General features: G+C 67.3%; 25 protein-coding genes, 1 tRNA gene and 1 pseudogene. 16 read left to right on the top strand and 11 right to left on the bottom strand.

What is annotated here, in order from left to right:
* Nucleotides 1-64: 64 nt before the first annotated feature.
* Nucleotides 65-1,123 carry a dihydropteroate synthase gene (gene folP / locus PGN16_RS07985; RefSeq protein WP_335308884.1) on the top strand — a complete coding sequence of 353 codons (1,059 nt, stop codon included), beginning with the start codon at nt 65-67 and terminating at the stop codon, nt 1,121-1,123.
* A gap of 51 nt (nt 1,124-1,174) precedes the next feature.
* Nucleotides 1,175-2,062 (top strand): bestrophin family protein, encoded by an 888-nt coding sequence (locus PGN16_RS07980; protein WP_335308883.1) that lies wholly within the window; start codon nt 1,175-1,177, stop codon nt 2,060-2,062.
* A 95-nt stretch (nt 2,063-2,157) separates the two neighbouring features.
* Here PGN16_RS07980 and PGN16_RS07975 read toward each other — a convergent pair whose 3' ends face one another.
* Nucleotides 2,158-2,913 (bottom strand): SDR family NAD(P)-dependent oxidoreductase, encoded by a 756-nt coding sequence (locus PGN16_RS07975; protein WP_335308882.1) that lies wholly within the window; start codon nt 2,911-2,913, stop codon nt 2,158-2,160.
* A gap of 19 nt (nt 2,914-2,932) precedes the next feature.
* Nucleotides 2,933-4,342: a sigma-54-dependent transcriptional regulator gene (locus PGN16_RS07970; RefSeq protein ID WP_335308881.1), complete on the bottom strand. Its 1,410-nt coding sequence runs from the start codon at nt 4,340-4,342 to the stop codon at nt 2,933-2,935.
* Between the two features lie 154 nt (nt 4,343-4,496).
* Here PGN16_RS07970 and PGN16_RS07965 point away from each other — a divergent pair, with 154 nt between their 5' ends.
* The 8 genes from PGN16_RS07965 (at nt 4,497) to PGN16_RS07930 (ending at nt 10,234) form a co-directional block, all read left to right on the top strand.
* Nucleotides 4,497-4,619, top strand: coding sequence for an aa3-type cytochrome c oxidase subunit IV (locus tag PGN16_RS07965; RefSeq protein ID WP_159759386.1), 123 nt, complete (start codon nt 4,497-4,499; stop codon nt 4,617-4,619).
* Nucleotides 4,620-4,626: 7 nt separating this feature from the next.
* A complete protein-coding gene (locus PGN16_RS07960; protein WP_335308880.1) occupies nt 4,627-5,748 on the top strand; it encodes an NAD(P) transhydrogenase subunit alpha in 1,122 nt (373 codons plus the stop codon).
* Complete coding sequence (locus PGN16_RS07955; protein WP_335308879.1) at nt 5,745-6,221, top strand: hypothetical protein; 477 nt, start codon at nt 5,745-5,747, stop codon at nt 6,219-6,221. Before PGN16_RS07960 ends, PGN16_RS07955 begins: the two co-directional genes overlap by 4 nt.
* 15 nt (nt 6,222-6,236) lie before the next feature.
* A complete protein-coding gene (locus PGN16_RS07950; RefSeq protein WP_335308878.1) occupies nt 6,237-6,530 on the top strand; it encodes an NAD(P) transhydrogenase subunit alpha in 294 nt (97 codons plus the stop codon).
* 268 nt (nt 6,531-6,798) lie between these two features.
* Nucleotides 6,799-8,289: an NAD(P)(+) transhydrogenase (Re/Si-specific) subunit beta gene (locus PGN16_RS07945; protein ID WP_335308877.1), complete on the top strand. Its 1,491-nt coding sequence runs from the start codon at nt 6,799-6,801 to the stop codon at nt 8,287-8,289.
* Between the two features lie 3 nt (nt 8,290-8,292).
* Entirely contained in the window at nt 8,293-9,213 is a 921-nt protein-coding gene (locus tag PGN16_RS07940) for a winged helix DNA-binding protein (RefSeq protein ID WP_335308876.1), read from the top strand.
* An 83-nt stretch (nt 9,214-9,296) separates the two neighbouring features.
* A tRNA-Val gene (locus PGN16_RS07935) sits at nt 9,297-9,372 on the top strand.
* Nucleotides 9,373-9,487: 115 nt separating this feature from the next.
* Complete coding sequence (locus PGN16_RS07930; RefSeq protein WP_335308875.1) at nt 9,488-10,234, top strand: FkbM family methyltransferase; 747 nt, start codon at nt 9,488-9,490, stop codon at nt 10,232-10,234.
* A gap of 7 nt (nt 10,235-10,241) precedes the next feature.
* Here the strand turns inward: PGN16_RS07930 and PGN16_RS07925 are convergent, their stop codons facing one another.
* Together PGN16_RS07925 and PGN16_RS07920 are read right to left on the bottom strand one after the other, a co-directional pair.
* Nucleotides 10,242-10,940: a hypothetical protein gene (locus tag PGN16_RS07925; RefSeq protein ID WP_335308874.1), complete on the bottom strand. Its 699-nt coding sequence runs from the start codon at nt 10,938-10,940 to the stop codon at nt 10,242-10,244.
* Nucleotides 10,937-12,142, bottom strand: a complete 1,206-nt coding sequence (locus tag PGN16_RS07920; protein WP_335308873.1) for a toxic anion resistance protein — start codon at nt 12,140-12,142, stop codon at nt 10,937-10,939. Before PGN16_RS07920 ends, PGN16_RS07925 begins: the two co-directional genes overlap by 4 nt.
* A gap of 178 nt (nt 12,143-12,320) precedes the next feature.
* On the opposite strand from PGN16_RS07920, the gene typA reads away from it, so the two are divergent.
* The 3 genes from typA (at nt 12,321) to PGN16_RS07905 (ending at nt 16,185) form a co-directional block, all read left to right on the top strand.
* Entirely contained in the window at nt 12,321-14,141 is a 1,821-nt protein-coding gene (gene typA / locus PGN16_RS07915) for a translational GTPase TypA (RefSeq protein ID WP_335308872.1), read from the top strand.
* Nucleotides 14,142-14,747: 606 nt separating this feature from the next.
* A complete protein-coding gene (locus PGN16_RS07910) occupies nt 14,748-15,464 on the top strand; it encodes a hypothetical protein (protein ID WP_335308871.1) in 717 nt (238 codons plus the stop codon).
* A 19-nt stretch (nt 15,465-15,483) separates the two neighbouring features.
* Entirely contained in the window at nt 15,484-16,185 is a 702-nt protein-coding gene (locus tag PGN16_RS07905) for an HAD family hydrolase (RefSeq protein ID WP_335308870.1), read from the top strand.
* 69 nt (nt 16,186-16,254) lie between these two features.
* On the opposite strand, the gene PGN16_RS07900 is transcribed toward PGN16_RS07905, so the two are convergent.
* The gene (locus PGN16_RS07900; protein WP_335308869.1) at nt 16,255-18,585 is read right to left on the bottom strand and encodes a TonB-dependent receptor; all 2,331 of its coding nucleotides are present in this window, start codon (nt 18,583-18,585) and stop codon (nt 16,255-16,257) included.
* A 193-nt stretch (nt 18,586-18,778) separates the two neighbouring features.
* On the opposite strand from PGN16_RS07900, the gene PGN16_RS07895 reads away from it, so the two are divergent.
* Entirely contained in the window at nt 18,779-19,621 is an 843-nt protein-coding gene (locus tag PGN16_RS07895) for an Npun_F0296 family exosortase-dependent surface protein (protein ID WP_335308868.1), read from the top strand.
* Here the strand turns inward: PGN16_RS07895 and PGN16_RS07890 are convergent.
* Nucleotides 19,609-20,013 carry an EVE domain-containing protein gene (locus tag PGN16_RS07890; protein WP_335308867.1) on the bottom strand — a complete coding sequence of 135 codons (405 nt, stop codon included), beginning with the start codon at nt 20,011-20,013 and terminating at the stop codon, nt 19,609-19,611. The genes PGN16_RS07895 and PGN16_RS07890 overlap by 13 nt on opposite strands.
* 173 nt (nt 20,014-20,186) lie before the next feature.
* Here PGN16_RS07890 and PGN16_RS07885 point away from each other — a divergent pair, with 173 nt between their 5' ends.
* Together PGN16_RS07885 and PGN16_RS07880 are read left to right on the top strand one after the other, a co-directional pair.
* On the top strand, nt 20,187-20,516 hold the full coding sequence (locus PGN16_RS07885) for a hypothetical protein (protein ID WP_260396407.1): 330 nt from the start codon (nt 20,187-20,189) through the stop codon (nt 20,514-20,516).
* An 80-nt stretch (nt 20,517-20,596) separates the two neighbouring features.
* Complete coding sequence (locus tag PGN16_RS07880; RefSeq protein ID WP_335308866.1) at nt 20,597-20,875, top strand: DUF3297 family protein; 279 nt, start codon at nt 20,597-20,599, stop codon at nt 20,873-20,875.
* A gap of 126 nt (nt 20,876-21,001) precedes the next feature.
* Here PGN16_RS07880 and PGN16_RS07875 read toward each other — a convergent pair whose 3' ends face one another.
* From PGN16_RS07875 to PGN16_RS07855, 5 genes and pseudogenes are all read right to left on the bottom strand, one after another.
* Nucleotides 21,002-22,867 (bottom strand): ABC-F family ATP-binding cassette domain-containing protein, encoded by a 1,866-nt coding sequence (locus PGN16_RS07875; RefSeq protein WP_335308865.1) that lies wholly within the window; start codon nt 22,865-22,867, stop codon nt 21,002-21,004.
* Nucleotides 22,868-22,918: 51 nt separating this feature from the next.
* Nucleotides 22,919-24,005, bottom strand: a pseudogene (locus tag PGN16_RS07870) (AI-2E family transporter).
* Nucleotides 24,006-24,103: 98 nt separating this feature from the next.
* Nucleotides 24,104-25,024: an oxygen-dependent tRNA uridine(34) hydroxylase TrhO gene (trhO, locus tag PGN16_RS07865; protein WP_335308864.1), complete on the bottom strand. Its 921-nt coding sequence runs from the start codon at nt 25,022-25,024 to the stop codon at nt 24,104-24,106.
* A complete protein-coding gene (locus PGN16_RS07860) occupies nt 25,021-25,821 on the bottom strand; it encodes a LytR/AlgR family response regulator transcription factor (RefSeq protein ID WP_335308863.1) in 801 nt (266 codons plus the stop codon). Before PGN16_RS07860 ends, trhO begins: the two co-directional genes overlap by 4 nt.
* Nucleotides 25,821-26,614, bottom strand: a 794-nt coding sequence (locus PGN16_RS07855; protein WP_335308862.1) for a sensor histidine kinase, incomplete at its 5' end; no start/stop codon positions are given. The genes PGN16_RS07860 and PGN16_RS07855, both read right to left, overlap by 1 nt.

Raw genomic sequence — 26,614 nt, 5'->3', positions numbered from 1 at the left:
CAGGGGCGACGGTCAAAAGGGCAGGCGGGTTCCGCTGCACGGGTGAACCCGCTACCGCAAGTGCATGACGCTTCACCTCCGCCCGACCCATTTCACCGACGCACCCTTCGCCTACCCGGATGGCCATGTCGCGCGACTGGCGGGCGGGCTGCAATGGTTCGCCGCCTACGAGGTGATCGAACCGATCGCCCGCCGTATCGTCCCCGTCGCCGACATCGCGCAAATCGGCCAACGCGCCGCGACGCTCCACGCGCGCATCACCGCGCCGCGCGCGCCCTGGGTGCTCGGCGAGCGGACCTTGCGCTTCGACCAGCCGCAGGTCGCCGCGATCCTCAACGTCACGCCGGACAGTTTCTCCGACGGCGGCGCGCATCTCGACGATCCGGCCGGTGCGGCATCGGCGGGCATGGCGATGGCCGCGGCAGGTGCGGCGGTGATCGACGTCGGGGGCGAGTCGACCCGCCCCGGCGCGGCGCTGGTCTGGGAAGAGGACGAGGCGCGCCGCGTCGCGCCGGTGGTCGAGCGACTGGCGCGCGCCGGGGCGCTCGTCTCGGTCGACACCCGCAAGGCGGCGGTGATCGAGGCGGCGCTGGCGGCGGGCGCGGCGATCGTCAACGACGTGTCGGCGCTGTTGTGGGACGAACGCGCGCTGGACATCGTCGCGCGCAGCGGCGCACCGGTGATCCTGATGCACTCGCCTGACCCGAAAGCCGGCGGCCACGGTCGCCCGACCTATCGCGATGTCGTGACCGAGGTGTTCGACTGGCTGGAGGCGCGCGTCGATGCGGTGGTCGCCGCGGGGGTGGATCGCGCGCGGATCATGGTCGATCCCGGGATCGGTTTCGGCAAGTCGCTCGCCGACAATCTCGCGCTTCTCAACGGCCTGGCGCTGTTCCACGGGCTCGGCTGCCCGATCATGCTCGGCGCGAGCCGCAAGCGGCTGATCGGTGCGCTCGACAATGAAGCGCCGGTTGCGGCGCGGCTCGGCGGATCGATCTCACTGGCGCTTGCGGGCGCACAGGCGGGCGTGCAGTTACTACGCGTCCACGATGTCGTGGAGACCGTACAGGCGCTGCGCGTCTGGCGGGGCTTGCGCGATCGGGCGCTCTCGATACCCTCGTGACGGCAATGAAATGAAACTGGCACGGATCCTTTTGATGTGCGTTAGCCGGGCATGATCGTTACCGCAGTACCTCGTCTCACCCAGATCGTTCGTGAGGTCTGGAAGCCGCTCGTCGTCCTGTTCGTCTGGGACGTCATCGTCACCATCACTTATTACGTGCTGCCGTTCCATGCGCCCGAATTGCCGCTGACGTTGTTCGGCTCGGCATTGGCGCTGTTCCTCGGGTTCCGCAGCAATTCCGCCTACCAGCGCTGGTGGGAAGGGCGGTCGCTGTGGGGGCTGATGATCAACGCCAGCCGCAACCTGGCGCGTGCCGCGCGCAACTTCCTGCCCGATCCCGAGGCGCGCGACATGAAGCGCACGATCGTGCTGCGCCAGATCGCCTATGTGAACGCGCTGCGCTGCCAGTTGCGCAGGCAGAAGGTGGACGACGAGGTGTTGCGGTTCCTGTCAAAGGGCGAGGCGGACTTCGCGCTGTCGCGCACCAACACCGCCAACGGCATCGTCGACGGCACCGGCCGCCGCATCAACGAAGCGCGCCTGAACGGCTGGATCGACACCATTCAGCAAACGTCGATGGAAAGCGTGCTGATCGACATCGCCAACGCGCAGGGCGGGATGGAGCGGCTGAAGAACACGCCGCTGCCCAATCAATATCGCTTCTTCCCGACGATCTTCACGCACCTGTTCTGCATCCTGCTGCCGATCGGGCTGGTCGAGACGCTGGGCTTCGCGACGCCGCTCGGCTCGACGGTGGCGGGGCTGATGTTCCTGGCGGTGCTGGCGATCGGCGACGATCTGGTCGATCCGTTCGCGAACACCGTCCACGACCTGCCGTTGAACGCGATGTGCCGCACGATCGAGATCGACCTGCTTCAGGCGATCGGCGACGAAGCGCCCGAGCCGATGGTGCCCGACAAGACCGGCGTGCTGTGGTGACCTTCCGGTCGTCACCCCGGACTTGATCCGGGGTCCCGCTTTTTTCCACGCCGTGCGGTAAGTAGCGGGGCCCCGGATCAAGTCCGGGGCGACGATCAAAGCAGATACCCGCCGTCGCTCACCAGCACCGTGCCGGTCATCAACGCCGCAGCGTCGGACAGCAGGAATCCGACCTGCGCCGCCACCTCTTCCGGCTTCGCATAGCGCCCGAGCGGCGTCGCCAGCGCGGCCAGTTCGGCAAACGCCGCGTCGCGCCCGATCGCCGCGGCCCGTTCGGCGAACATCGGCACCGCATCCCACACCGGCGTCTCGACCCCGGCCGGCGCGATTGCATTGACGCGGAGCCGCTGCGCCGCGCCTTCCCTGGCCGCGACCTTGACGAGCTGGATCAGCCCGGCCTTCGACGCGCCATAAGCGGCGACGCCGGGCTCGGCCTTGATCCCCGCCGCAGAGGCGACCGCGACGATCGCCCCGCTGCGGCCTTCCATCGCGCGCATCGCGGCGCGCAGCGTCAGGAACGCGCCATCGAGATTGGCCGACAGGATCCGCCGCCACTCGGCGAACGGCAGGGCGGCGATCGCACCCGCCCCCGCGACCCCGGCGTTGACCACCGCGCCGTCGATCCCGGTCAGCACCGCCGCCGCGTCGTCCCACATGGCTTCGTCCGCGACATCGCCGGGCAATAGATCGATCGTGCAGCCGAGGTCGATGCGAGCCAGCGCTCCAGCGTCGCGGTCGGCGAGCACCAGCCGCCCGGCACCGCCCGCCGCCAGATGCCGCGCGCAGGCCAGTCCGATCCCGGAAGCGGCGCCCGTTACGAGGTAGGCGCGATCGGCATAGGGCAGTGTCATGCCCGCAATCGTGCCGCCTTCAGGCGGCGGTGTCGATCCCCAGCTCGTTGAGCTTGCGGTACAGCGTCGAACGGCCGATCCCCAGCCGCCGCGCGACCTCGGTCATCCGCCCGCGATAATGCGCGATCGCCAGCCGGATGATGTCCGATTCGATTTCCTCGAGCGGGCGCAGATGGCCGTCTGCGCCGAACAGCGCCACGCCGGGCGCCTCGCCGCGAGCGCGGGGGGCGGGGCGGTTGCCGAGCGCCGCGATCTGCGGGAAGTCGGCGCGGGTCAGCGTGTCACCCTCGCACAGCACCGCGGCGCGGAAGAGCGCGTTCTGTAGCTGACGGACGTTCCCCGGCCAGTCGTACAGCATCAGCAGGGTCAGCGCGTCGTCGGTGATGTTCAGGTGACGCAAGCCCGGCTGCCTGGCGATCCGCTCGAGCAGATGGCGGGCAAGCGCGGGGATGTCGCTGGCGCGCTCGCGCAGCGGCGGGATCGGCACGGTGACGGCGTTCAGCCGGAAGAACAGGTCCTCGCGGAACCGCCCGGCGGCCACTTCGTCGGCCAGCTTCTTGTTGGTGGCGGCGATCACGCGCACGTCGACCGCCTGCGCATGGCGCGCGCCGAGCGGCAGCACCTCGCCGCTCTGGAGCACGCGCATCAGCAGCGCCTGCGCGTCGAGCGGCAGGCAGTCGACCTCGTCGAGAAACAGGGTGCCGCCATGCGCGGCGACGAAGCGACCCTGCCGTCGCTCGAACGCGCCCGCAAACGCGCCCGGCTCATGCCCGAACAACTCGCTGGCAATCGTATTTGCGGGCACCGAGCTGCAATTGACCGTGACGCGCTCCAGCGCGTTGCGCGGCGAGGCGGCGTGGATCGCCTCGGCCACCACTTCCTTGCCGACCCCGCTCTCGCCCTCGATCAGTACCGCGACCCGCGCACGCGCCGCCTTGGCCGCGATCGACAGCGCCGCGCGAAAGTCGGGCGCGGTGCCGACGATCTCGTCGAAGCCGAGCATCGCCGGGATTTTCTCGGTCAGCGGGCGCAGCTCGCCCCCGGCGGTTGCGCCGACCGCGGCTTCGAGCGCGTGGAGCAGCCGTTCGGGGGCGAGCGGCTTGCTGAGATAATCGGTCGCCCCCGCGCGCATCGCCTCGACGGCGCTCGCGACCGAGGCGTGCGCGGTCAGCAGCAGGATCGGGAGCTGCGGACGATAGGCGCGCAACTGCGCGATCACCGGCGCCGGCTCGACATCGGCCTCGGCGTGATGGAGCAGGATCGCGTCGAGCTGCATCCCGTCTTCGGTCGCCAGCGTCGCCAGCGCGCTGCCGGCGTCCTCGGCCATGATCGTCCGCCAGCCACCACGCGCCGCGATCGTCGCCACGACGCGACGCTGCGCGGCTTCGGCGTCGATCAGCATCAGCAGACGTTGTCCGTTGCGCGTCATGTTCTGGCCCGGCCCCATGTTTCGTCCGATGCTGCCCTAGCGCCCTTGAGTAAAGGGGAACTTAAATCCTGGCATCATCAGACCATCACCATATTGCCTGTTTCTCCTTGCTTAACTACGGTTGCGCGAACCGACCAAGGGGAAGAGGATCATCATGGCCGAACCTGCCGATCTGAAGGCACATGAGGCAACGTATACGAGCATGATCGGTCTGCTCAAATATGGCGCCGTCGCCTGTTTCCTGCTCGCATTCCTCGTCATCTGGCTCATCTCGTAGCCGCGCGGTGAAGATCGCGGTCGTTCGGGAGCAGGCAGCCGGCGAGCGCCGCGTCGCCGCCACGCCGGAAACGGTGAAGAAATTCGCGGCGCTCGGCGCGACGCTGGCGGTGGAGGCTGGCGCGGGTGCGGCGGCGTCGCTTGCCGATGCCGATTATGCCGCCGCCGGTGCGACGATCGGCGACCGCGCCGCCACGCTGGCCGGCGCACAGATCGTGCTGGGCGTGCAGGGGCCGGACCCGGCGTCGCTCTCCGGGGTGGCGCCCGGTGCATGGGTGGTCGCGGGGCTCAACCCGTTCGGAGAGCGCGCGCGGGTCGACGCTTATGCTGCCGCAGGGCTGGAGGCGCTGGCAATGGAGTTCATGCCGCGCATCACCCGCGCGCAGTCGATGGACATCCTGTCGTCGCAATCGAACCTCGCCGGCTACAAGGCGGTGCTCGACGCCGCCGCCGAATATGGCCGCGCTTTCCCGATGATGATGACCGCGGCGGGCACGGTCAGCGCCGCGCGCGTCTTCGTGATGGGCGTCGGGGTCGCCGGGCTGCAGGCGATCGCCACCGCCCGGCGGCTGGGCGCGCAGGTCTCGGCCACCGACGTCCGCTCCGCCACCAAGGAGCAGATCCAGTCGCTCGGCGCCAAGCCGGTCTTCGTCGAGAACGTCGCCGGGATCGAGGGCGAGGGCTCGGGCGGCTATGCCGGTGAGATGTCGCCCGAATATCAGGCGGCGCAGGCCGAGCTGGTGTCCGCGCACATCGCGAAGCAGGATATCGTCATCACCACCGCGCTGATCCCCGGCCGTCCCGCGCCGCGGCTGGTCAGCGATGCGCAGCTCGCGTCGATGCGCCCCGGCTCGGTCGTCGTCGACCTCGCGGTCGAGCAGGGTGGCAATGTCGAAGGCGCGGTGGCGGGCGAGGTGGTCGAGCGACACGGCGTCAAGATCGTCGGTCACCGCAACGTCGCGGGCCGGCTGCCCGCCGACGCCTCGGCGCTGTTTGCGCGCAACCTCTACAATTTCCTCTCGACCTTCTGGGACAAGGAACAGGCGCGCCCGGTGCTCGATGCCGAGATCGGCGACGCGATCCGGCTGACGAAGGACGGGAAGGTCGTGAACGCCCGGCTGCTGTCGTGAGGCGCGGCTGGGCGGCGCTGGGCGGACTGCTGCTGGCGACGACCGCCGCAGCGCAATCGCCCGACAAGGCCGATCGCCAGACCTTCTACGATCTCGTCGACCGCTATCAGATGTTCGTCGTGCCGCATTGCGACCCGGCGACGACCGACGCCTACCGCACGCAGAATGCCGCCCGCGACGCTGCCTTCGTCCAGTCCTTGCAGGGAACGAAGCTGGCGAGCGTCTATGCGCGCGCGGTGGCGGATCGCCAGAAGCACGATCGCAAGACCGTCTACGATTGTCAGCCGACCGCCACCCCGCGTCCCGCGCCGACCGGCCGGACGGCCGCCCAGCGTCGGCGTGCCGAGCGCGAGGCGGCGCGGCTCGTCGCCGCGGAGGCGAAGCGCGACCGTACCGAAATTTTCACCGAGGGCGACCGCATCTTCGCCGAAATGGTGGCATTGCGCGACCGCACGGCCGCGGCGCCGCGCTGAACGAAAGGGGCCAGCATGGACTTCATCGCGATCCTGTCGATCTTCGTGCTGGCATGTTTCGTCGGCTATTACGTGGTCTGGTCGGTGACCCCCGCGCTGCACACGCCGTTGATGGCGGTCACCAATGCCATCTCCAGCGTCATCATCGTCGGCGCGCTGATCGCCAGCGCGGCGGCGGGGAGCGTCGGCGGCAAATGGCTGGGGCTGCTGGCGGTGGTGCTGGCGAGCATCAACATCTTCGGCGGCTTCGCGGTCACGCAGCGGATGCTGGCGATGTACAAGAAAAAGGAACGGCCGGCGGCGAAGTAACCGTCGCCCCTGCGAAGGCAGGGGCCCATGGCTGTAGAGTGGAAGAACAGGGTCTGACACAGATACGCGATCCATGTGTCAAACCGCTCGAAGTACGAGACAGACATAGGCCCCTGCCTTCGCAGTGGCGACGAGGTGGGGGCGAGCAGAGTCCCCGGAGACATAGGCCCCTGCCTGCGCAGGGGCGACGTACCGCGGGGGAGCAGCGCCCCCATGAAACACAGGCCCTGCCTGCGCAGGGGCGACGAAGTCGGGGGAGCAGAGCCTAGTGCAACACGCCGTCAATCCATGGGTCGCCTTCGCGTACCTCGTCGCGGGCGTGTGCTTCATCCTCGCCTTGCGCGGCCTGTCGAGCCCGACCACCAGCCAACGCGGCAACCGCTTCGGCATGATCGGCATGGGCATCGCGGTGCTGACGACGCTCGTCACGCATGTGCCGACGATCACCGTGCTGGTCGAAGGCTATGATTACGCGGCGCTGCTTTCCGCGATCGACACCGTCGCGGTGTTCGAGATCGTCGCCGCGATCGCGCTCGGCGCGGCGATCGGCCTCACCACCGCGCGGCGCATCGCCATGACCGCGATGCCGCAGCTCGTCGCCGCCTTCCACAGCCTCGTCGGGCTCGCCGCGGTGCTGGTCGCCGCCGCGGCATACCTCAACCCGGTCGCGTTCGGGATCGCGCTGCCGGTGCTCACCCCGGACGGCGCGGTCGCGCTCATCAACCCGGTCAGCCGCATCGAAATGGGGCTGGGCGTGGCGATCGGTGCGATCACCTTCTCGGGCTCGGTGATCGCCTTCCTCAAGCTCAACGGCAACATGGGCGGCGCGCCGATCCTGCTGCCTGCGCGGCACGTCATCAACCTCGGCGTGCTCGCCGCGATCGTCGCGCTGGTCGCCTATTTCACGCTCGACCAGAGCCCGTGGGTGTTCTGGACGATCACGCTCCTGTCGTTCGCGATCGGCTTCCTGCTGATCGTCCCGATCGGCGGCGCGGACATGCCGGTCGTGGTGTCGATGCTCAACAGCTATTCGGGCTGGGCCGCCGCGGCGATGGGCTTCACGCTCCACAACAGCGCGATGATCATCACCGGTGCGCTGGTCGGCTCGTCGGGCGCGATCCTCAGCTACATCATGTGCCGCGCGATGAACCGCAGCTTCGTGAGCGTCATCGCAGGCGGGTTCGGCGCCGAGGCGGGCGGGGGCGGGGCAAGTGCCGCCAAAACGGATCGACCGTGGAAGCGCGGTTCGGCCGAGGATGCCGCCTTCCTGATGAGCCAGGCCGAGCAGGTCATCATCGTCCCCGGCTATGGCATGGCGGTCGCGCAGGCGCAGCACGTGCTGCGCGAGATGGCCGACAAATTGAAGGCCGAGGGCGTGCGCGTGAAATATGCGATCCACCCGGTCGCCGGGCGGATGCCGGGGCATATGAACGTGTTGCTGGCCGAAGCGAACGTCCCTTACGACGAAGTCTTCGAGCTGGAGGACATCAACTCCGAGTTCGCGCAGACCGATGTCGCGTTCGTGATCGGCGCGAACGACGTCACCAACCCGGCGGCGAAGACCGACAAGACCTCGCCGATCTACGGGATGCCGGTGCTCGACGTCGAAAAGGCCAAAACGGTGCTGTTCGTGAAACGTTCGATGGGCGGGGTCGGCTATGCCGGCGTCGACAACGACGTTTTCTACAGGGACAATACCATGATGCTGCTCGCCGACGCGAAGAAGATGGTCGAGGATATCGTCAAGGCGCTCGACTGAGCCATGGCGACCCCGTTCGGTTTTGCGGGCGCGCGCACGACGCCATTCGTGCTCGCGACCATGGATGCGGCTGGTGGCGCCGCCGCGCAGGAAGCGATCGCGCTGATCGGCGGTGAATTGGACGCCCCGGTCGCCTTGCAGGAGGCAGCCGCGGTGCTTGCCATCTTGCCCGAACCTGCGCCGGTGGTGGTGCTCGATCTCGACGGCGCACCCGACGAGGTGGCGCATGACGTTGTCGCCGTCGTCGGGATGCTGGCGCAGGCGCGCGCATGGCGCTGTGTCGTGGCGATGAGCATGGCGCAGATCGATCTGGTGATCGCCGCGCTGGGCGATGCGGTGGACGAGGTGCAATTGCTCTGCGCGCCCAGCCAGGCCGAATGGATCGGCGCGCTGGCGATCGCCGCGGCGGGCGGCACCGGCTCGGTCCGCGCGGCCGATGAGGAGCGCGAGCGGTTGGCGCGGCTCAGCGCCGAGGTGGCGCGCATCGCCGAGATGTTGACGCGCTTTACCGAGCGTGAGGGCGGCGACCGCGCCGAAGATCGCCGCCGCGCCTTCGCGCCTGCGCCCGCCACCCCCGACATCACCGCGGGCGCGGTCCGCGACGTGCTGCGCGCACGGCGGTTGCGTGATCGGTTCTTCGGCGAAGGGCTGTTCGAGGATCCCGCCTGGGACATGCTGCTCGACCTGTTTGCCGCGCAACTGGAGGGCGCGCGCGTTTCGGTGTCGAGCCTGTGTATCGCCGCCGCGGTCGCGCCGACCACTGCGCTGCGCTGGATCGGGAAGCTGACGGCCGCGCGCCTGCTCGACCGTGCGCCCGATCCCGAAGACCGCCGCCGCGCCTTCGTCGCACTGACCGATGAAGCGCGGGATTCGATGCACCGCTATGTCGCGGCGCTGGCCGAGGCGCGATTGCCGTTCGTGTGAACGGCATGACGCCGCCTCTTGATCCGCGGACCGGCGCGTGTAGAGAGGCGGCACGGCGGCGATCCTGACGATTGCCTTGCGCCGGGCGCTTAGCTCAGCTGGTAGAGCGGCTCGTTTACACCGAGTAGGTCGGCGGTTCGAACCCGTCAGCGCCCACCATTCTCAAAGCCGGATCAGGATCCGTCGCTCGGCGTAATGGCTTGCGTGATGCGGTCGGCTTCTGCCATTTCCCCGCGCACCGCCGATTGATCGGCGGCGAATCCGGGGGGGTGTCATGTCATTGCAGCGGAAGATGGTCGACGTGGTGGGCGATCGGCTCGGGCTCGAGATTTTCCGTCGTGACGGCACCGGCGACTGGATCGAGAAGCGGTTCGTCGGCCAATTGCTGTCGGCGCTGGAGGTCGATTGCGTGCTCGACGTCGGCGCCAACCGCGGTCAATATGGTGAATTCCTGCGTCGCGCCGGCTATCGCGGACTGATCCTGTCGTTCGAACCCGGGATCACGCCGTATCAGGAGCTGGAGGCGACCGCGCGCCGCGACGGCAACTGGCACACGTTCAACATGGCCTTGGGGCAGGTCGATGGCACGCTGCCGATGAACGTGATGAAGATCGACGTCTTCTCCTCGTTCCGTGCGCCCAGTGTCGAGGAGGACGCTTCGCTCTCGGCCGACAATCAGGTCGAGCGCGTGGTCGAGGTGCCTGTGGCGCGCATCGATGGGCTGTTCGAGGGGCTGATGGCGCAACACGGGTTCGCTCGGCCGTTCCTGAAGATGGATACGCAGGGTTATGACCTGGAGGTGCTGCGTGGTGCCGGCGCCGCGATCGCGAAGTTCGTTGGCCTATCCAGCGAGATCGCGATCCGTCGCCTCTACAAGGACAGTCCTTCGATGCTCGAAAGCATCGCCGCGATCGTCGACGCCGGGTTCAGTTTCGTGAACCTGGTGCCGGTCCACCCCGATCGTGTGCTCAACCCGCTCGAACTGAACAGCTATGCGGTGCGCGACGACCTCGCACGCTGACGTTCGGTCACGCGGCGGGCGGCGCATCCTCCTCATATTTGATCTGCAGATAGCGCCGCTTCGTCTCCAGCGCGTCCAGATCGCCCTGCGCCAGCCGCTCGCTGATCTCGCCCAGCTCGCGCTCGATGACGCCGAGCCCTTCGACCAATTGCTGGTTCGGGGTCATGCCGTTGCGCGGGCTGTTGCGCATCGCCGGGGGCACGCGCGTGTAATCCGCGACGAAGCTCGGCAGTTGCTCGCCGACCAGCCGCCGCAATTCCGCTCCCAGCGGACTGTCCTCGTCGAGCGTCGCGACCTGCACGCCCAGCGTGTCGAGCCGGACATCGAGCTGGTCGAGCACCCCCTGCGCCGGCGCGGGCAGCGCCGCGCGCCGCGCGTCGAGCCAGCGCGCCGCCTGCGCGGGGACCGCCTTCACCTCCGACTTCACGATCCGCTCGGGCGTCGGCACCGGCGTGGCGGGCGCGAACAGCACCAGCAGCGTCATCGCCGCGATCAGCGCCGCGACCGCGACCATCCCGAACGCACCGAGCCCCATCAGCGTGGCCACCGTCAGGATCAGCCCCGCGCCGATCGCCACCGCCGCCGCGCGCTTGCGCCGCCCGCCGCGCCCGCGTCGCGGGCGGCGCTGGAGCGGGATCACCGCGCCGCCGCGCCGCCGCTCGCGCGCGACCCGTGCGTCGGCGATCGCGTCGTCGACGTCTGTCACAGCGACTCCAGCTTGAACTGCTCGGCCCCGCCGGCGACGCGGTTCTGCGTCGCGCCCTCGGCGCGCGCGATATAGCCGCGCGACTTCTCGACCTCGTTGCCGAGCGTGTCGACCGTCACCTTCATCGTGTCGAGCGCCTTCAGCTTGAAGGTGTCGATCGCATCCATCGTGTCATAGATGTTCTGGAACGCGCGTTGCAGCGTCTCCAGCGGGATCGTCGACGCCGCCGCCTGCTCATGCACGCGCGCGGTGTTCTGGCGCAGCAGGTTGCCGGTCGAATCGATCAGCCCGGCGGTGGTGGTGTTGAGCTGCGTGATCTGCTCCAGCACCAGTTTCTGGTTGGTCAGCGCCTGCGCGACCGTCACCGCGGTGCGCAGCGCCGCGACCGTCGTGGTGCTCGCGCGATCGACGCCCTTGATCAGCTCGACATTGTTCTTCTTGACCAGATCGAGCGCAAGATAGCCCTGCACCGTCACCGCCATCTGCGTCAGCAGGTCCTGCGTCCGCTGCCGCGCGTAGAACAAAGCGCTCTCGCGGATCGCCTTGGCCTTGGCGGGATCGGTGTGGTCCAGCTCGTTGGCCTTGTCCTCCAGCCGCGCGTCCATCGTGCGCGACAGATGGATCATCTGCTCCAGCCGCCCCATCGCGGTCCACAGGTTCGCGCGCTCGGTATCGATCGCGGCATTGTCCATCAGCAGCTCGTCCTTGCCGCTGCCCAGGCTCTTCAGGATCGAGGCGATATGCGTCTGCGACGATTTGTAGCCGTCGAAATAGTTACGGACCTTGTTGCCGAACGGGATCACCCCGAATAATTTCTGCGGCGCGGTCAGCTTGCCGCGCTTGCCGGGATCGAGATCCTCGACGACGCGGCGCAGCTCGGCGAGATCCTTGCCGACCCCGGCCTCCTGATCCATCGCGCGCACCGGGCGGTCGAGGAAGCGGTTCGACTGGCCGGCGGCGTCGCGGATTTCCTTCTGCCCCATCGCGGTGATCGCATCGACGCGCTTGCCGAACTCGGGCGAATTGACGTCCTCGTTGACGAGCTGCTCGACGAACGCATCGACCCGCCGCTCCAGCTCGCTGCGCTTGCTGTCGTCGACCGGCACCAGCCCGGCGGCCTTTTCGGCGCGGACCTCGGGCACCGGATCGGGCGGGGTGAGCACCAAAGTCGGCTCGGTCGCGTCGTTCGGAGCGGTCGCCATCGTCACGTCATCCTTCTCTTGCGCGGCCATTGTCCTTCGTCCGCGGCCGGCTTTCAACTGTGTTGTTCATGTAATACGCCAAGTGGTGGCTGTCGAGGCACTGGCATCCGATGGAACTTTCCGCTATGCGCCGCGGCGAAACTGCCTGCGGACAAGCGGGCCACCCTCAGGAACCCGTATGAACCTGCGCAATATCGCCATCATCGCGCACGTCGATCATGGCAAGACCACCCTCGTCGATCAGTTGTTCCGTCAGTCCGGCACGTTCCGCGACAACCAGCGCGTCGAGGAGCGCGCGATGGATTCGAACGACCTCGAAAAGGAGCGCGGGATCACCATTCTCGCAAAGCCGACCTCGATCGAGTGGGAAGGCACGCGCATCAACATCGTCGACACCCCCGGCCACGCCGACTTCGGCGGCGAGGTGGAGCGCATCCTCTCGATGGTCGACGGCGTGATCCTGCTGGTCGACGCTGCCGAGGGCGCGATGCCGCAGACCAAGTTCGTCACCGGCAAGGCGCTGGCGCTAGGACTGCGCCCGATCGTCGTCGTCAACAAGGTCGACCGGTCGGACGCGCGCATTCAGGAAGTGCTCGACGAGGTGTTCGACCTGTTCGTCGCGCTGGAGGCGAACGACGAGCAGCTCGACTTCCCGGTGCTCTACGCCTCGGGCCGCAACGGCTATGCCTCGGAGGACATGGACCGTCGCGAGGGTACGCTGACCCCGCTGTTCCAGAAGATCGTCGATCACGTGCCGCCGCCGTCGCTCGATCAGTACGCGCCCTTCAGCTTCCTCGTCACGCTGCTCGACCGCGACAACTTCCTCGGCCGTATTCTCACGGGCCGCGTCCAGTCGGGCGTCGTCAAGCTCAACCAGCCGATCCACGCGCTCGACAACCAGGGCAATGTGATCGAGACCGGCCGCGCGTCAAAGCTGATGAGCTTCCGCGGGCTGGAGCGCGTGCCGGTCGAAGAGGCGCGCGCGGGTGACATCATCTCGCTCGCCGGCCTGGCGGTAGCGACGGTCGCCAACACGATCTGCGATACCTCGGTCAGCACGCCGATCCAGGCGCAGCCGATCGATCCGCCGACGCTGTCGATGCGCTTCGCGGTCAACGATTCGCCGATGGCGGGGCGTGAGGGCAGCAAGGTCACCAGCCGCATGATCCGCGACCGCCTGATGCGCGAGGCCGAGACCAATGTCGCGATCAAGGTGACCGAGGCCGCCGATCGTGACAGCTTCGAGGTTGCCGGCCGCGGCGAGCTTCAGCTCGGCGTGTTGATCGAAACGATGCGCCGCGAGGGCTTCGAGCTGGGGATCAGCCGTCCGCGCGTGCTGTTCGGCGAGGACGAGAACGGCAGCAAGACCGAGCCGTACGAAACCGTCATCATCGACGTCGATGAGGAGCATTCGGGCACGGTGGTCGAGAAGATGAACCTCCGCAAGGCCGAGATGACCGACATGCGCCCGTCGACCGGCGGCAAGACGCGCATCACTTTCTCGGCGCCATCGCGCGGGATGATCGGCTATCACGGCGAGTTCCTGTCGGACACGCGCGGCACCGGCATCATGAACCGGCTGTTCGAGAAGTACGGCCCGCACAAGGGCAATATCGAGGGCCGCAAAAACGGCGTGCTGATCTCGAACGGCGCGGGCGAGGCGCAGGGCTATGCGCTCGGCCCGCTCGAGGATCGCGGCATCCTGTTCGTCGGCCACGGCGAGGCGCTCTACGAGGGCATGATCATCGGCGAGAACGCCAAGACGGATGACCTCGAGGTCAATCCGATGAAGGCCAAGCAGCTGACCAACTTCCGTGCGAGCGGAGGCAAGGACGATGCGATCCGCCTGACCCCGCCGAAGAAGATGACGCTCGAGCAGGCGATTGCGTACATCGACGACGACGAGATGGTCGAGGTGACCCCGAAGTCAATCCGTCTCCGCAAGCGCCATCTTGATCCGCACGAGCGCAAGCGCGCGAGCCGCGCCAAGGCGGCTTAAGGCGAGGCGGCAAGCGGGCAGCAACGCTGCCCGCGAGCAACAGCCTCGCCCGGCCGGCGGCGCTACGGCGCCGTCCGACGACACGGGCTTCGCCCGTGGGCGGGCTCAGCGAGAGATCAGACGGCCACCGCCCGCCCGGCGGTGGCCGTTCTCATTTCGCGGCTCGCGCAGCAGCGCACCATTTCCACCGTCGCCCCTGCGCAGGCAGGGGCCCATGTCTCTGTCGTGCGTCGATGCGGCCGACACAAAAACGTCGCGCCTGTGTCAGCCGAACCGCATGACGCGACAGCCATAGGCCCCTGCCTGCGCAGGGGCGACGGCGCGGGAGGCCGGCGGATCGCCCGTCATGCGCCACGACGTCAACCGCGCGCCTGTCCTACGCCCGCGACCGCGTGGTAATTTCCGGTGATGCCGACCCACTACCCGACTCCGCGTCACGCCCTCATCGCCCCGCCGCGACCCGCGCGCGCACCCCGCCAGCGTCTCAACATTCACAACATTCGCGCCGGCAACCCACTGATCCGGCAACACATCGTCACCGACGATCCACGCTCGCGCCGCGCCACCCGGATAGGACGGCGCGTTACATTTCCAGCGGAGCCCCCGATGCGTATCGCCACCGCCATGACCCTGCTCGCCACCACCCTGCTCGCCGCGACCGGCGCGGCGGCGCAGACCGCCTATCCCGTGATCCCGGAGCCGATGATCTTCGACATGATGCGCCCGCTCGGTGCCCAGAGAGGCGAGATGGAGATCAATGCGCTGGCGATGACCACCTCGCCTTTCCGCCCGCGCGCCGCCGAATGGGCGCCCGAGGTCGAATATGCCTTCGCGGACGGCAAGGCGATCGAGTTCGAGCTGCCGTTCAACGGCGCGAAGCTGGAGGCGTTCAAGCTCGGCCTACAGGCGGCATTCGGCGCGTCGGCGGACGGGCGTAGCGCGCATGGCGTGCAATATCTCCGCATCTACGACCGCGAGACCGGGCGCTACAGCAATTCGCTGCTCTACATGGCCGGCCATCGCTTCGATGCGCGATGGAGCATGATGAACATGGTCGGCGTCGACGATATCGCGCTCAAGCGCCGCAACGGGCGCAACGCGCTGCTGCTCAATCATGCCACCTTCTACGACGTCGCGGCGGGGACGATCGCGGGAGTCGAGCTGAATGTGGCCGGCGGGCGCGAGCGGCTGGTGCGCGTCGCGCCGCAGCTGCACCAGCGATTGGCCGCCAGGGTCAATGTGCAGGCGGCGGCGGGGGTCGAGAAGCATCGCCATCACCGCGCGCGCCCGACGCTCGGCGTGCGGCTGGTGCGCGAACTCTGACGCCGGTAGAAGCGCCGCCATGCCGATCGACCTTATCTGCCTCGATGCCGACGACACGCTGTGGCACAACATGCGCTTCTTCGCCGCGGCGGAGCAGGCGTTCGCCGAACTGGTCGCGCCCTATGCCGACGATGCCGCGGCGCGCGAACGGATGCAGGCGATCGAGATCCGCAACCTGCGCCACTATGGCTATGGTGCGAAGAGCTTCACGCTGTCGATGATCGAAACCGCGCTTGAACTGGCGGGCGACGATCTGCCGGCGGCGAGCGTCCGCCGCATCCTCGCGATCGGGCGCGAGTTGCTCGCGCATCCGGTCGAGTTGCTCGACGGGATCGGCGCGACGCTCGAACGGCTGGCGGGGATCGGGCGACTGGTGCTGGTGACCAAGGGCGACCTGCTCCACCAGGAGGTGAAGCTCGCCGCGTCCGGGCTCGGGCAATTGTTCACGGGGATCGAGATCGTCAGCGACAAGCGGGCTGAAACCTTCGTGCGCGTCTTCCACCGCTATGGCTGCGCGCCCGAGCGGGCGGTGATGGCGGGCGACTCGATGCGCTCGGACGTGCTGCCGGCGCTCGAAGCGGGGGCGTGGGGCGCGTACATCCCGCAGCCGCTGGCCTGGGTGCATGAGGTGGCGACCGCCCCGACCGACCACCCGCGCTTCCGGCAATTGGCGCGGCTGGCGGAGTTGCCGGACTGGATCGAGGAGATCGGGGACGCTTGATATCCGTCATTCCCGCGCAGGCGGGAATGACGTGAAAAGAGGGGAGGCCGAAGCCTCCCGAACGTTACCTCAGTCGAACTTGCCGCTCAGCGAGACGCCGACGATCCGCGGTTCGTTGAACACCGCGGCGTTATAGTTCTCGATCACGCCCTTCAGGTTCTTCTCATTGGTGATGTTGCGCGCGAACGCGGCGATCTCATAGCGGCCGTCGGCGGTGGTGAAACCGGCCTTGAGCCCCAGTTCGAGATTATCGTCGGCGAAGAACTCGCGGGTCTTGTACAGGACGAAGTTGGTATAGCCCTGCATGTTGACGTCGCCCGCCACGAAGAAGTTGCCGCGATCCGACAGCGGGATGTCGTAGCGAACCGCCGCATCGACCTGCCAGCGCGGTGCGTTGGGCAGCGGGTTGCCGTCGATCCGGGCCAAGGTGGCTGGCTGGCCGAAGATCGTCGCCGGCACCGTCTGGTTCAGCACCGTGCACGTCAGGTCGCGACCGAACTGGCACACCTGTGCGAAGACGTTCTTGTCCTTGATCTCGGTGTGGATCGCGCTGCCGCCCAGCGAGAAGGTGATGTTGCGGATCGGCCGCCAGTCCATCTCCGCCTCGACGCCATAGGCATTGGCGTGGTCGGCGTTGAACAACGTGCCGTTGCCGTTTGCGTCATTGCCGTTCAGCTGGATGTCGTTGACCCGGTAGGTGAAGGCGGTGGCGTTGAGGCGCAGCTTCGAGGTCGGCTGCGTCTTCACGCCCGCCTCATACGACATGATCGTCTCGCTGTTCGCGGTCGAAAACGGCGTGTTGAACACCGCCGAGCGCCCCTGAATGGTCGGGCCGCGGAAGCCGCGCGCGACACGGGCATAGATGCTCGCGGTCGGGTCGATCTCGTACAGCGCCGACAGATCCCAGCTCGGCTCCTTGCCGGTCAGCTTGACCGCACGCGGCGCAGTTGCCGGGAAGGTGTCGACCGTGCCCGCGGCGTTGCGCCCGGCGCGCACCAGCCGCGTCTCCTTGTCGTCCTCGGTGTAGCGCGCCCCGGCGGTCAGCGTCAGCCGCTCGGCAAGGCGATAGCTCGCCTGCCCGAACACCGCCCAGCTGGTGTTGACGTTGCGCAGCCGCACCCAGTTGTTGACGTTGCGCTGCGCATCGCCCGGCAGCAGGAAATAGCCGCGCTGGTAGAATTCGGTGACGTCGCGGCTGTCGAAATAGAAGCCGCCGAACTGCCATTTGAACGCGCCGTCGCCGTTGCTCGCCAGCCGCACTTCCTGCGTCCACTGGTCGAGGTCGCGGACGCGGCCCATGCTCTCGCCATAGCCGGCCCCGCCGAAGTTGGTCGCCGCGCCGCCGTCGGTGTCGCCGCGGCTGTAGCCCGAGGTGGTCTCATAGGCGGTGATCGAGGTCAGCGTCGCCGCGCCGAAATCCCATGCCGCGTTCACCGACCCGCCATAGGTCTTGTACGCCTGCGGGTTGTTCGCGCCCTCGTCGAGCGCGACACGGTCGCGCGGTTCGAGGTTGATGTTGTTCTGCCCCTTGATGAGCGCGCCGCGGTGGAACACCGTCGACGTGCCCTCATAGGAGCGGACATGGCCCGACAGGTTGACCGACAGCGTCTCGGTCGGGGTCAGCAGCACCTGCAGGCGCGCGTCGCGCTCGTCGAAGCCGCCCATCGCGTCACGGCCAGGACGCGTGCCGTCACGGCTGACGCCGGTGTAGCTGTTGTCGATCCAGTCGTCGCGATGCTGGTACAGCCCCGACAGCCGCACCGCGATCTTGTCCTGCACGATCGGCCCGCCGACGCCGCCGTCGAAGGTGACGGTGTTGTACGAGCCATAGGAAGCGTTGAAGCGGCTCGACCACGTCTGGCCGGGGCGGATCGTGTCGAACTTGATGATGCCCGCGGTGGTGTTGCGTCCGAACAGCGACCCCTGCGGCCCGCGCAGCACCTCGACATTGGCGACGTCATAGACCGGGTTCGACTTCAGGACGACATGCTCGAGCACGACATCGTCCTGGATGATCGACACCGGCTGCGAGGCACCGAGGTAGAAGTCGATGTTGCCCAGCCCGCGGATGTAGAAGCGCGGGAAGATGCGGCCGGTCGTGGTCTCGGCATACAGGCCCGGTACGCGGCCGGCGAGCGCCAGCGCATCCTCGCCACCCGCCTGGAAGGTGCGCAGGTCGTCGCCGTTGACGACCGCGACCGACACGGGCACGCGGCGCAGGTTCTCGGTGCGGCGCTCGGCGGTCACCACCACTTCGCCCAGCCCGGCATCACCCGCTTCCGACGTCGCATCGGTCGTCGCAGGCGTGGTGCTGCCGGTCTGCGCTGCGGCGGGGAGGGCGGATAGGGCAACACCGGCGGCAAGGCCGGCGAGCAAGATCGATTTCGACGAACGACGCATGATAACCCCTTATGGAACAATGGAGAGGCGCCTCGTTGGCGTACCGGCTGATGCGGCACTTTCCGAGCCGAGGCGTCGGCTTCCTGCGGCGGCCGCTAGGGGGCGATTGTGTCCACATCATGAAAAGTAACGGAATCTTTCCGTATGTGTCCGTGCTGCACGATCGCACGGGCGGCTGTATCGGAATGGAACGATGGGGCTGGCTCTCCAAAGGCGCCTTAACCCTGTATCTGGCGGAATTTTGCGCCTGGCGCCCGCTGACCCGGCAGTCGAACCGCAAAGTAAACGAAGTGTTTACCGATTTTGGTACCAGTTGTCGGCTCATCGGCGCGGTGGGATCAGCTCGTTCAACACGAGCGAACATCTCTCACCGGAGTCGATCATCATGAAGACGCTTCTTTCTGCCAGCGTCGTTGCTTCCGCGTTTTTTGCCGCCGCGCCGGCCTCGGCGGTTTCCTTCGTCACCCTCAATGGTTCGGCCGACGTGTTCGCGGCATCGGCCGTTGGCGCTCAGGCCACGTTCGACAAGGCGGCCGATACAGGCTTCAGCGTGAGCGGCGGCAGCACGCAGGCGGTCGCGGGCAAGTCGGCCAACCCGTTCGGTGCACCCGATAGCAACATCTACCTGTACGTCCTGGCGAACGGCAGCGCGACCGTTTCGTCGGTCGCGTCGGCGTTCCGCAACATCTCGGTTTATCTTGGTTCGATCGACGCGGGCAACAAGGTCGAGGTGCTGGGGCTGGGCGGCAGCGTGCTGAAGAGCTTCACCGGTTCGGAATTGATCGCCCCGGCCTCTGCAAGCGGCAACCAGAGTGCGGCAGCCACCAATCGCCTGGTGACCTTCAGCGCCGGCAACAACGAACAACTGACCGGACTACGATTCACGTCGAACGTCAACTCGCTCGAACTCGATAACGTCCGCTTCAGCGCCGCGGTGCCGGAGCCGGCGACATGGGCGATGATGATGCTGGGCTTCGGCGTGGTCGGCTATTCGCTGCGTCGGCGGTCGGCCCCGCGGACGGGTCAGCTCATCTGATCCGCCAGCCCGGTGATCGCCGCCCATTCCGCGACGGTCACCGGGCTGACCGACAAGCGTGACTGTCGCAGCATCGCCATCCCGGCCAGCGCCGGCATAGCCTTCATCGTGGCGAGCGTTACGGGCGCTGGCAGCGGATTGCGGGCCGTTACGGCAACGGACACCCATGGGGCAGCGCCGTCCACCCGCGCGGCACGGGTTACCTCCGCGACGCCGACCGCCGCCTTCTGTGCGCCGCTGTGATAGATCAGCGCCAGATCGCCCACCTCCATCGCGCGTAGATGCGCTGCGGCGGCGTGATTGCGCACGCCGGTCCATTCGGTTTCGCCTTCGTGGACAAGATCGTCCCATCCGTAGCTGTCGGGTTCGGTCTTCAGCAGCCAATGTGCCACAGCTCTTCTCGATTAAACCGTGCATGAATGCCCCATTCCGCGTCGGTTCAGCCGTTGCGGTTCATAGGCAGGGCACAGGCTCGCACAGATATGCGTTCAGTCCAACAGGCGAGCGAGTGCAGGAGGTCCGGTTTATGTCTGCGTTGAAGAAGACCGTTTTGGCCACCGGCCTGATGGCGACAGCCCTGGCCAGTGCCGCGCCCGCGGAGGCGCAGCGTTACTGGCGGCACCGCGACCGGGGCGGCGATACCGCGGCGGGCGCGCTGATCGGTGGCGTGATCGGGCTGGGGCTCGGCGCGGCGATCGCGTCGAGCAACCGCGATCGCTACTACGACCGGCGCTATGACGATCGCGGCTATTATTACGACGATCGCTCCTATTACGCGCCGCCGCCGCGGGTCTACTATCGCGAGCGTTATTACGCGCCGCCGCCCCCGCGCGTCTATTACGAGCCGCGCGGCTATTATCGCGGCTATGACGCGCCCGGCTATTACGGCTGGTGAGTCGAACGGCGGCGCAGGGAGACGATCCCCGCGCCGCTTTTTTTGTGGCCGCGCGCGTCGCTTTGCGGCAAGGGCGCGGCATGAGCGATACTCCTCCCGACCATCTGTCGATCGATCCGTCGAGCCCGTTCTTCGACCAGGACGCCCTGCAACGTGGCGTCGGCATCCGCTTCAAGGGCGTCGAGCGCCGCGACGTCGAGGAATATAGCATGTCCGAAGGCTGGGTGCGCGTCGCGCTCGGCAAGAAGGTCGACCGTCACGGCCGTCCGCTGACGATCAAGCTGACCGGCCCGGTCGAAGCGTATTTCGAGAATGCTGCCGAGGGTGGCGACGCCGCCGGTGATCCGGAAGTGGCGTAAGGCGTACTGACTTCCTACTGTCATCCCCGCGAAGGCGGGGATCCAGACGCACAGGTCTGTCGGTAGAAGTGGGAGGTCAGCAGTCCTGCATTCCCACCTGCGCGGGAATGACGGAAGCGAGCGACTCTACGCCGCCTCCAGCGCCTCGCTGGCCGTCATCCACCGCGCTTCCGCCGCCTCGATGCGATCGTTGAGATCGGCGCGGCGCTTCATCAACTCGGTCATCGTCAGCTTGGCGAGTTTCGCCTCCGCCTTCGACGGATCGAACATCGCCTGATCCACCGCGGCGCGCTCGGCGGTCAGCTTGGCCAGTTCCGCCTCCGCGTCGCGCGCTTCCTTCTTGAGCGCCTTGTCGTTCTCGCGCGCCGCCGCGGCGGCCTTGCGGTCCTGCTTGGTGCCCTTGGGCTTGTCCGCGCCCTTGCCGTCGCCCGCCAGCACGAAGGCGATATAATCATCGAGGCTGCCGTCGAACTCCTTCGCGGTGCCATTGTCGACCAGCACCAGCCGGTCGGCGCTCAGCTCCACCATATGCCGGTCGTGGCTGACCAGCAGCACCGCGCCGGTATAGGCGTTGAGCGCCTGCACCAGCGCCTCGCGCGCATCGACGTCGAGGTGGTTGGTCGGTTCGTCGAGGATCAGCAGGTGCGGCGCCTCGCGCGTGACCAGCGCCAGTGCCAGTCGCGCGCGCTCGCCGCCCGACATGCTGCCGACGCGCGCGGTCGCACGATCGCCCGAGAAGCCGAACCGCCCGAGCTGGCCGCGCACCGCCGCTGGCGTCGCGCCCGGCATCACGCGCGTCATATGCGCGAGCGGAGTATCGTCGGCTTCGAGTTCCTCGACCTGATATTGCGTGAAATAGCCTACCTTCATCTTGCCGGTGGCGTTCATCTCGCCACTCATCGGGGTGAGTTGCGCGGCGAGCAGCCGCGCCAGCGTCGTCTTGCCGTTGCCGTTGCGGCCGAGCAGCGCGATCCGGTCCTCGGGGTCCATCCGCAGGTTGAGGCGCGAGAGGATCGGCGTCTCGCCATAGCCGACCGCGGCGTGATCGAGCGTGATGAGCGGGGGGCGCAACTCGGTCGGATTGGGGAAGTCGAAGCTGAGCGTCGGGTCGTTCACCGCCTCGGCGATCGGCTGCATCTTGGCGAGCATCTTGGCGCGGCTCTGCGCCTGCTTCGCGGTCGAGGCACGTGCCGAGTTGCGCGCGACATAATCCTGCAGCTTGGCGCGCTGTGCGTCCTGATTGGCCTTGGCCGCCGCGAGTTGCGCCAGTCGCTCGGCGCGCTGGCGCTCGAACGCGTCATAGCCGCCCGGGTAAAGCGTCGTCTTGCCGCCCTGCAAGTGCAGGATGTGATCGACGACGTTGTTGAGGAAGTCGCGCTCGTGGCTGACCACCACGATCGTTGCGCGATAGCTTTTGAGGAAATCCTCCAGCCACATGACCGCTTCGAGATCGAGGTGGTTGCTGGGTTCGTCGAGCAGCAGCAGGTCGGGCTGCGAGAACAGCAAGGCGGCGAGCGCGACGCGCATCTTCCACCCGCCCGAAAAGCTGTCGAGGGGCCGGTTCTGCGCCTCTTCGTCGAAGCCGAGCCCGACGAGGATGCGCGCGGCGCGCGACGGTGCGGCATAAGCGTCGATCGCGATCAGCCGGTCGTGCACCTCGCCGAGCCGGTCCATGCAGCCGGTGCCGTCGAACGCCTCGGCCTCCGCGAGCAGCGCGGCGCGCTCGGTATCAGCGGCGAGCACCGTTTCCAGCGGGGTCGCATCGCCCGCAGGCGCCTCCTGCGCGATATAGCCGATCCGCGCGCCGCGCGGCATGTCGGCCGAGCCTTCATCGGGGTCGAGCAGCCCGGCGATGACGCGCACCATCGTCGACTTGCCCGCGCCGTTGCGGCCGATCAGCCCGACGCGGCTGCCGGGGGGGAGGGCGGCACTGGCGCGATCGAGGATCGTGCGCCCGCCGAGCCGCACGGTGATGCCGTTAAGAGAAAGCATGTGCGCGCCTGTAGCCGATCGCGCGGAAAGGGGGAAGGGAGGCGGCGGAGATCAGCCGGCCCTGCCCTCCATTGTCGTCGTTGCCACGCCGCGCTGTTCGCTGAGGATCGTCCATCCCGTCAGAAATAGCGCCCCCACGACTGGCCCGACCACGATCCCACTCAGCCCCAGCAGGTCGATCCCGCCCAGCGTCGTTACCAGCACCAGCCAGTCGGGCAGTCCGGTATCGCGACCGACGAGGATCGGGCGCAACACGTTGTCGGCCAGCCCGATCACGAAGACCCCCGAGACGATCACCACCACCGCCTGCCAGATCGCGCCGGTCGCGAGCAGGTACACCGCCACCGGACCCCAGATGATCGCCGGTCCGACGGCAGGCAGCAGCGCGGCGACCGCCATCAGCACGCCCCACAGCAAGGCTGCGGGCAACCCGACGATCCAGAAGGTGATCGCGCCCCAACGCGCCCTGCACCAGCGCCACGACACCCGATCCCTTGATCGTCGCACGCACGACAGCGACAAACTTTTCCGCCAGCCGCTCGGCGACCGTACGTTCCAGCGGGAGCGCCCGGACGACCGCCGGGCCGATCCGTTCGCCGTCGCGCAACAGAAAGAAGGTGACGTACAGGCCGACGCCGAACGCCAGCAGGAACGCCGCGGCGTTGGCGCCGATCGATAGCGCCTGACGGGTGAGGACGCTCGCGCTGTTGCTCAGTGTCGCGGTGACCCGGGCCTGCGCACGCTCAAGGCTGTTCAGCCCTGCGCTGTCCAGCAATTGTTGCAAGCGCGTGGGGAGTGCGTCATGCACTTGCTTGAAATACATCGCGAAGTCGATCTGGCCGCTGCGGATCTGCTCGTACACGCCAGCGGCCTGGTCGACGATCATGCTGCCAAGGATCAACGCCGGGATCACCACGGCGAAGGTGATGACCAGCAAGGTCAGTGCTGCCGCGACATTGCGCCGTGTGGGCCAGCGCCGTGCGAACCGCTGAAAGATGGGCTGGAACAATAAGGCCGCCAGCGCCGCCCAGAGCAGCGCACCGAGGAACCCCGAGACGACCAGCAGCAACCCGACCGAGACGAGCAGCAGGAACAGGATCAGCCCGCCATTCTCGACGCGCTGTCGATCGATCGCCATCTACGAAGCCCCCGGTATCATCATGTCGTTACAGCAGGGAAACGCTACCGATCTGGATTAGGTCCGCGATATGGAGTCAGGCGTTCCCTGCCGGCGCATCACTCCTGATCGGACGCACGACCGACGTGCGCCTCGCCGCGGGCTGCCGCCAGCCGCTCCTGCCGGTGCCGCTCGGCATAGCCCGCCCGATCCTCCGCGGTCCGCTCGCCGACGCAGGCAGGGCAACTCACGCCCTCGACATAGTCGGGCGACGCGCTATCCGCCGGGCTGACCGGCATCCGGCAGGCGAAGCACAGTAGATGCGTTCCCGGCACCAGCCCATGGCCGACCGCGACCCGCTGATCGAAGACGAAACATTCGCCCTGCCACGTGCTTTCGGTCGCCGGGACTTCCTCCAGATAGCGCAGGATACCGCCGTCGAGGTGGTGGACCTGCTCCACGCCCTCGGCCTTGAGGAAAGCGGTCGACTTCTCGCAACGGATACCGCCGGTGCAAAACATCGCCACCCGCTTCTTGCCGGCCAGCAACGTCTCGCGTTGCGCACGAAACCAGTCGGGAAAGTCGGAGAAACCGGCGGTCTTGGGATCGACCGCACCGGCAAACGTGCCGACCGCCACCTCATAATCGTTGCGTGTGTCGATCACCAACGTCTCGGGATCGGCGATCAGCGCGTTCCACTCGGCCGGAGCGACATAGGTGCCGGCGTCGGTGAGCGGGTCGACGGTCACGCCCATCGTCACGATCTCACGCTTTACCTTCACCTTCAGCCGGTGGAACGGCATCGACTCGGCCCAGCTATGTTTGAGCGACAAGTCCGCGCAGCCCGGTAGCGCGCGGATGTGCGCGATCACGGTATCGAGCGCGTCGGGCGCGCCTGCAATCGTGCCGTTGATGCCTTCGCCCGCGAGCAGCAATGTGCCCTTGATCCCCGCGCCGCGCGCCGCGGCCAGCAAGGGCTCGCGCAGCGCGTGCGGATCGTCGAAGCGGGCGAAGCGATAAAGTGCGGAAACGCGGATCAATGGACGAAGCGCGCCACCACGTCGCGATAGCTGCGGCTGACCTTCACGTTGGCGCCCGAATCCAGCACCAGAAAGCATTCGCCATTGGTATGCGGCTTCACCTGCTTGACGAGATCGAGGTTGACGATCGTCGAGCGGTGGATGCGCTGGAACCGGCGCGGATCGAGCCGCTTTTCGAGATCCTTCATCGTCTCGCGCAGGATCAGGTTCCGGTCGCCGGTGTAGATCACCATGTAATCGCCCGCCGCGTCGATGCGTTCGATCGTGTCGACGTCGACCCGGAAGATCTGGCCCTGATCCTTGATGTTGATCATTTTTTCGAAGCGGCTGGCGTTCACCGCATCGCCGCCGTCGGCGATCTCGGCGGCCGCTTCGGGCGCGTGTTCGGCCAACGCCTCCTTGAGCTTCTCGGCCTCGCCCGCGCTCTGCCGCTCCGACAGCCGCTGGCGCACGCGGTCGAGCGTGTCGGCCAGGCGCGACTCTTCGACCGGCTTCATCAGATAGTCGGTCGCCTGCGCCTCAAACGCGCGGATCGCATGGTCGGAATAGGCCGTGACGAAGACGAAGAGCGGCGGCTCCACGTCCATCAAACCCTGGACGACCGAGAAGCCGTCGAAGCCCGGCATCTGAATGTCGAGGAAGACGAGGTCGGGCTTGTGGGTCTTGATCGCGCTGATCGCCTCGCGGCCGTTCTGGCACTTGGCGATGATCTCGACGTCGTCGTGCGCCTGTAGCCGCAATTCGAGCCCCTGGATTGCAAGCGGCTCGTCGTCGACGAGGATGGTACGAATGGTCATCACACCTCTCTGTTCGGTACTTCGAGCTGGTACGGGATCTCGATTTCGACCCCGAACCCGCCCGTCGGCATGGCCCGCACATCGAAGCGGTGGTCCGGCCCGTAGGCCTGTGCCAGCCGCTCCCTGATATTGGCGATGCCCACGCCGGTTGAAAGGCTTGGCCGCGATTTCGTCGGCATCAAACCCGGGCCGGTATCGGATACGCCGAGCAGCACCCTGTCGCCGACGAGCCGAATGCTGACGCAGATTTCCGCGCCATCCTCTTGCGGCGTGACGGCATATTTGATCGCGTTTTCAACGAGCGGCTGGAGCAGCAGCGAGGGGAGGCGGGCCTTTTCGGCCGCTGGGTCGATGTCGAATTTGGGGCGCAGCCGATCCTCGAAGCGCATCTTTTCGATCTCGAGATATAGCTTCAGCGTCTCGACCTCCTGCGCGACGGTGACATGCGCGGTCGGTTCGTTGGCGAGCGTGTAGCGCAGGAACGACGACAGCCGGCTCAGCATCGCATTCGCGCGCTCGGTTTGCTTGAGCAGCACCAGCGTGGAGATCGAGTTCAGCGTATTGAACAGGAAGTGCGGGTTGAGCTGATAGCGCAGCATCGCCAGTTGCGCCGATGACGCCTGGTTCTCCAGATGCTCCATCTGGTCGATCTGGTCCTCAAGGATCAGATAAAAATTGATCCCGAAATAGAGCGCCGACCAGCCCGCGAGCGTCGTGAAGCTGAGGAACAGCGCGGCGAGCAGCGTCGACATATCCACGCCGGGCTCGACCCGGATGATCAGGCTGAAAGAGA

The organism is Sphingomonas phyllosphaerae, from assembly GCF_036946485.1.
GTDB lineage: Bacteria > Pseudomonadota > Alphaproteobacteria > Sphingomonadales > Sphingomonadaceae > Sphingomonas > Sphingomonas phyllosphaerae_E.
This window is presented reverse-complemented; position numbering and strand designations above follow the sequence as displayed.

Bases quoted from the DNA above. Each gene is read 5' to 3' on its own strand.
- folP (WP_335308884.1), top strand. From the start codon at position 65: ATGACGCTTCACCTCCGCCCGACCCATTTCACCGACGCACCCTTCGCC.
- PGN16_RS07980 (WP_335308883.1), top strand. From the start codon at position 1,175: ATGATCGTTACCGCAGTACCTCGTCTCACCCAGATCGTTCGTGAGGTC.
- PGN16_RS07975 (WP_335308882.1), bottom strand. From the start codon at position 2,913: ATGACACTGCCCTATGCCGATCGCGCCTACCTCGTAACGGGCGCCGCT.
- PGN16_RS07970 (WP_335308881.1), bottom strand. From the start codon at position 4,342: ATGACGCGCAACGGACAACGTCTGCTGATGCTGATCGACGCCGAAGCC.
- PGN16_RS07965 (WP_159759386.1), top strand. From the start codon at position 4,497: ATGGCCGAACCTGCCGATCTGAAGGCACATGAGGCAACGTATACGAGC.
- PGN16_RS07950 (WP_335308878.1), top strand. From the start codon at position 6,237: ATGGACTTCATCGCGATCCTGTCGATCTTCGTGCTGGCATGTTTCGTC.
- PGN16_RS07940 (WP_335308876.1), top strand. From the start codon at position 8,293: ATGGCGACCCCGTTCGGTTTTGCGGGCGCGCGCACGACGCCATTCGTG.
- PGN16_RS07930 (WP_335308875.1), top strand. From the start codon at position 9,488: ATGTCATTGCAGCGGAAGATGGTCGACGTGGTGGGCGATCGGCTCGGG.
- PGN16_RS07920 (WP_335308873.1), bottom strand. From the start codon at position 12,142: ATGGCGACCGCTCCGAACGACGCGACCGAGCCGACTTTGGTGCTCACC.
- typA (WP_335308872.1), top strand. From the start codon at position 12,321: ATGAACCTGCGCAATATCGCCATCATCGCGCACGTCGATCATGGCAAG.
- PGN16_RS07910 (WP_335308871.1), top strand. From the start codon at position 14,748: ATGCGTATCGCCACCGCCATGACCCTGCTCGCCACCACCCTGCTCGCC.
- PGN16_RS07905 (WP_335308870.1), top strand. From the start codon at position 15,484: ATGCCGATCGACCTTATCTGCCTCGATGCCGACGACACGCTGTGGCAC.
- PGN16_RS07900 (WP_335308869.1), bottom strand. From the start codon at position 18,585: ATGCGTCGTTCGTCGAAATCGATCTTGCTCGCCGGCCTTGCCGCCGGT.
- PGN16_RS07895 (WP_335308868.1), top strand. From the start codon at position 18,779: ATGGGGCTGGCTCTCCAAAGGCGCCTTAACCCTGTATCTGGCGGAATT.
- PGN16_RS07885 (WP_260396407.1), top strand. From the start codon at position 20,187: ATGGCGACAGCCCTGGCCAGTGCCGCGCCCGCGGAGGCGCAGCGTTAC.
- PGN16_RS07880 (WP_335308866.1), top strand. From the start codon at position 20,597: ATGAGCGATACTCCTCCCGACCATCTGTCGATCGATCCGTCGAGCCCG.
- PGN16_RS07875 (WP_335308865.1), bottom strand. From the start codon at position 22,867: ATGCTTTCTCTTAACGGCATCACCGTGCGGCTCGGCGGGCGCACGATC.
- PGN16_RS07860 (WP_335308863.1), bottom strand. From the start codon at position 25,821: ATGACCATTCGTACCATCCTCGTCGACGACGAGCCGCTTGCAATCCAG.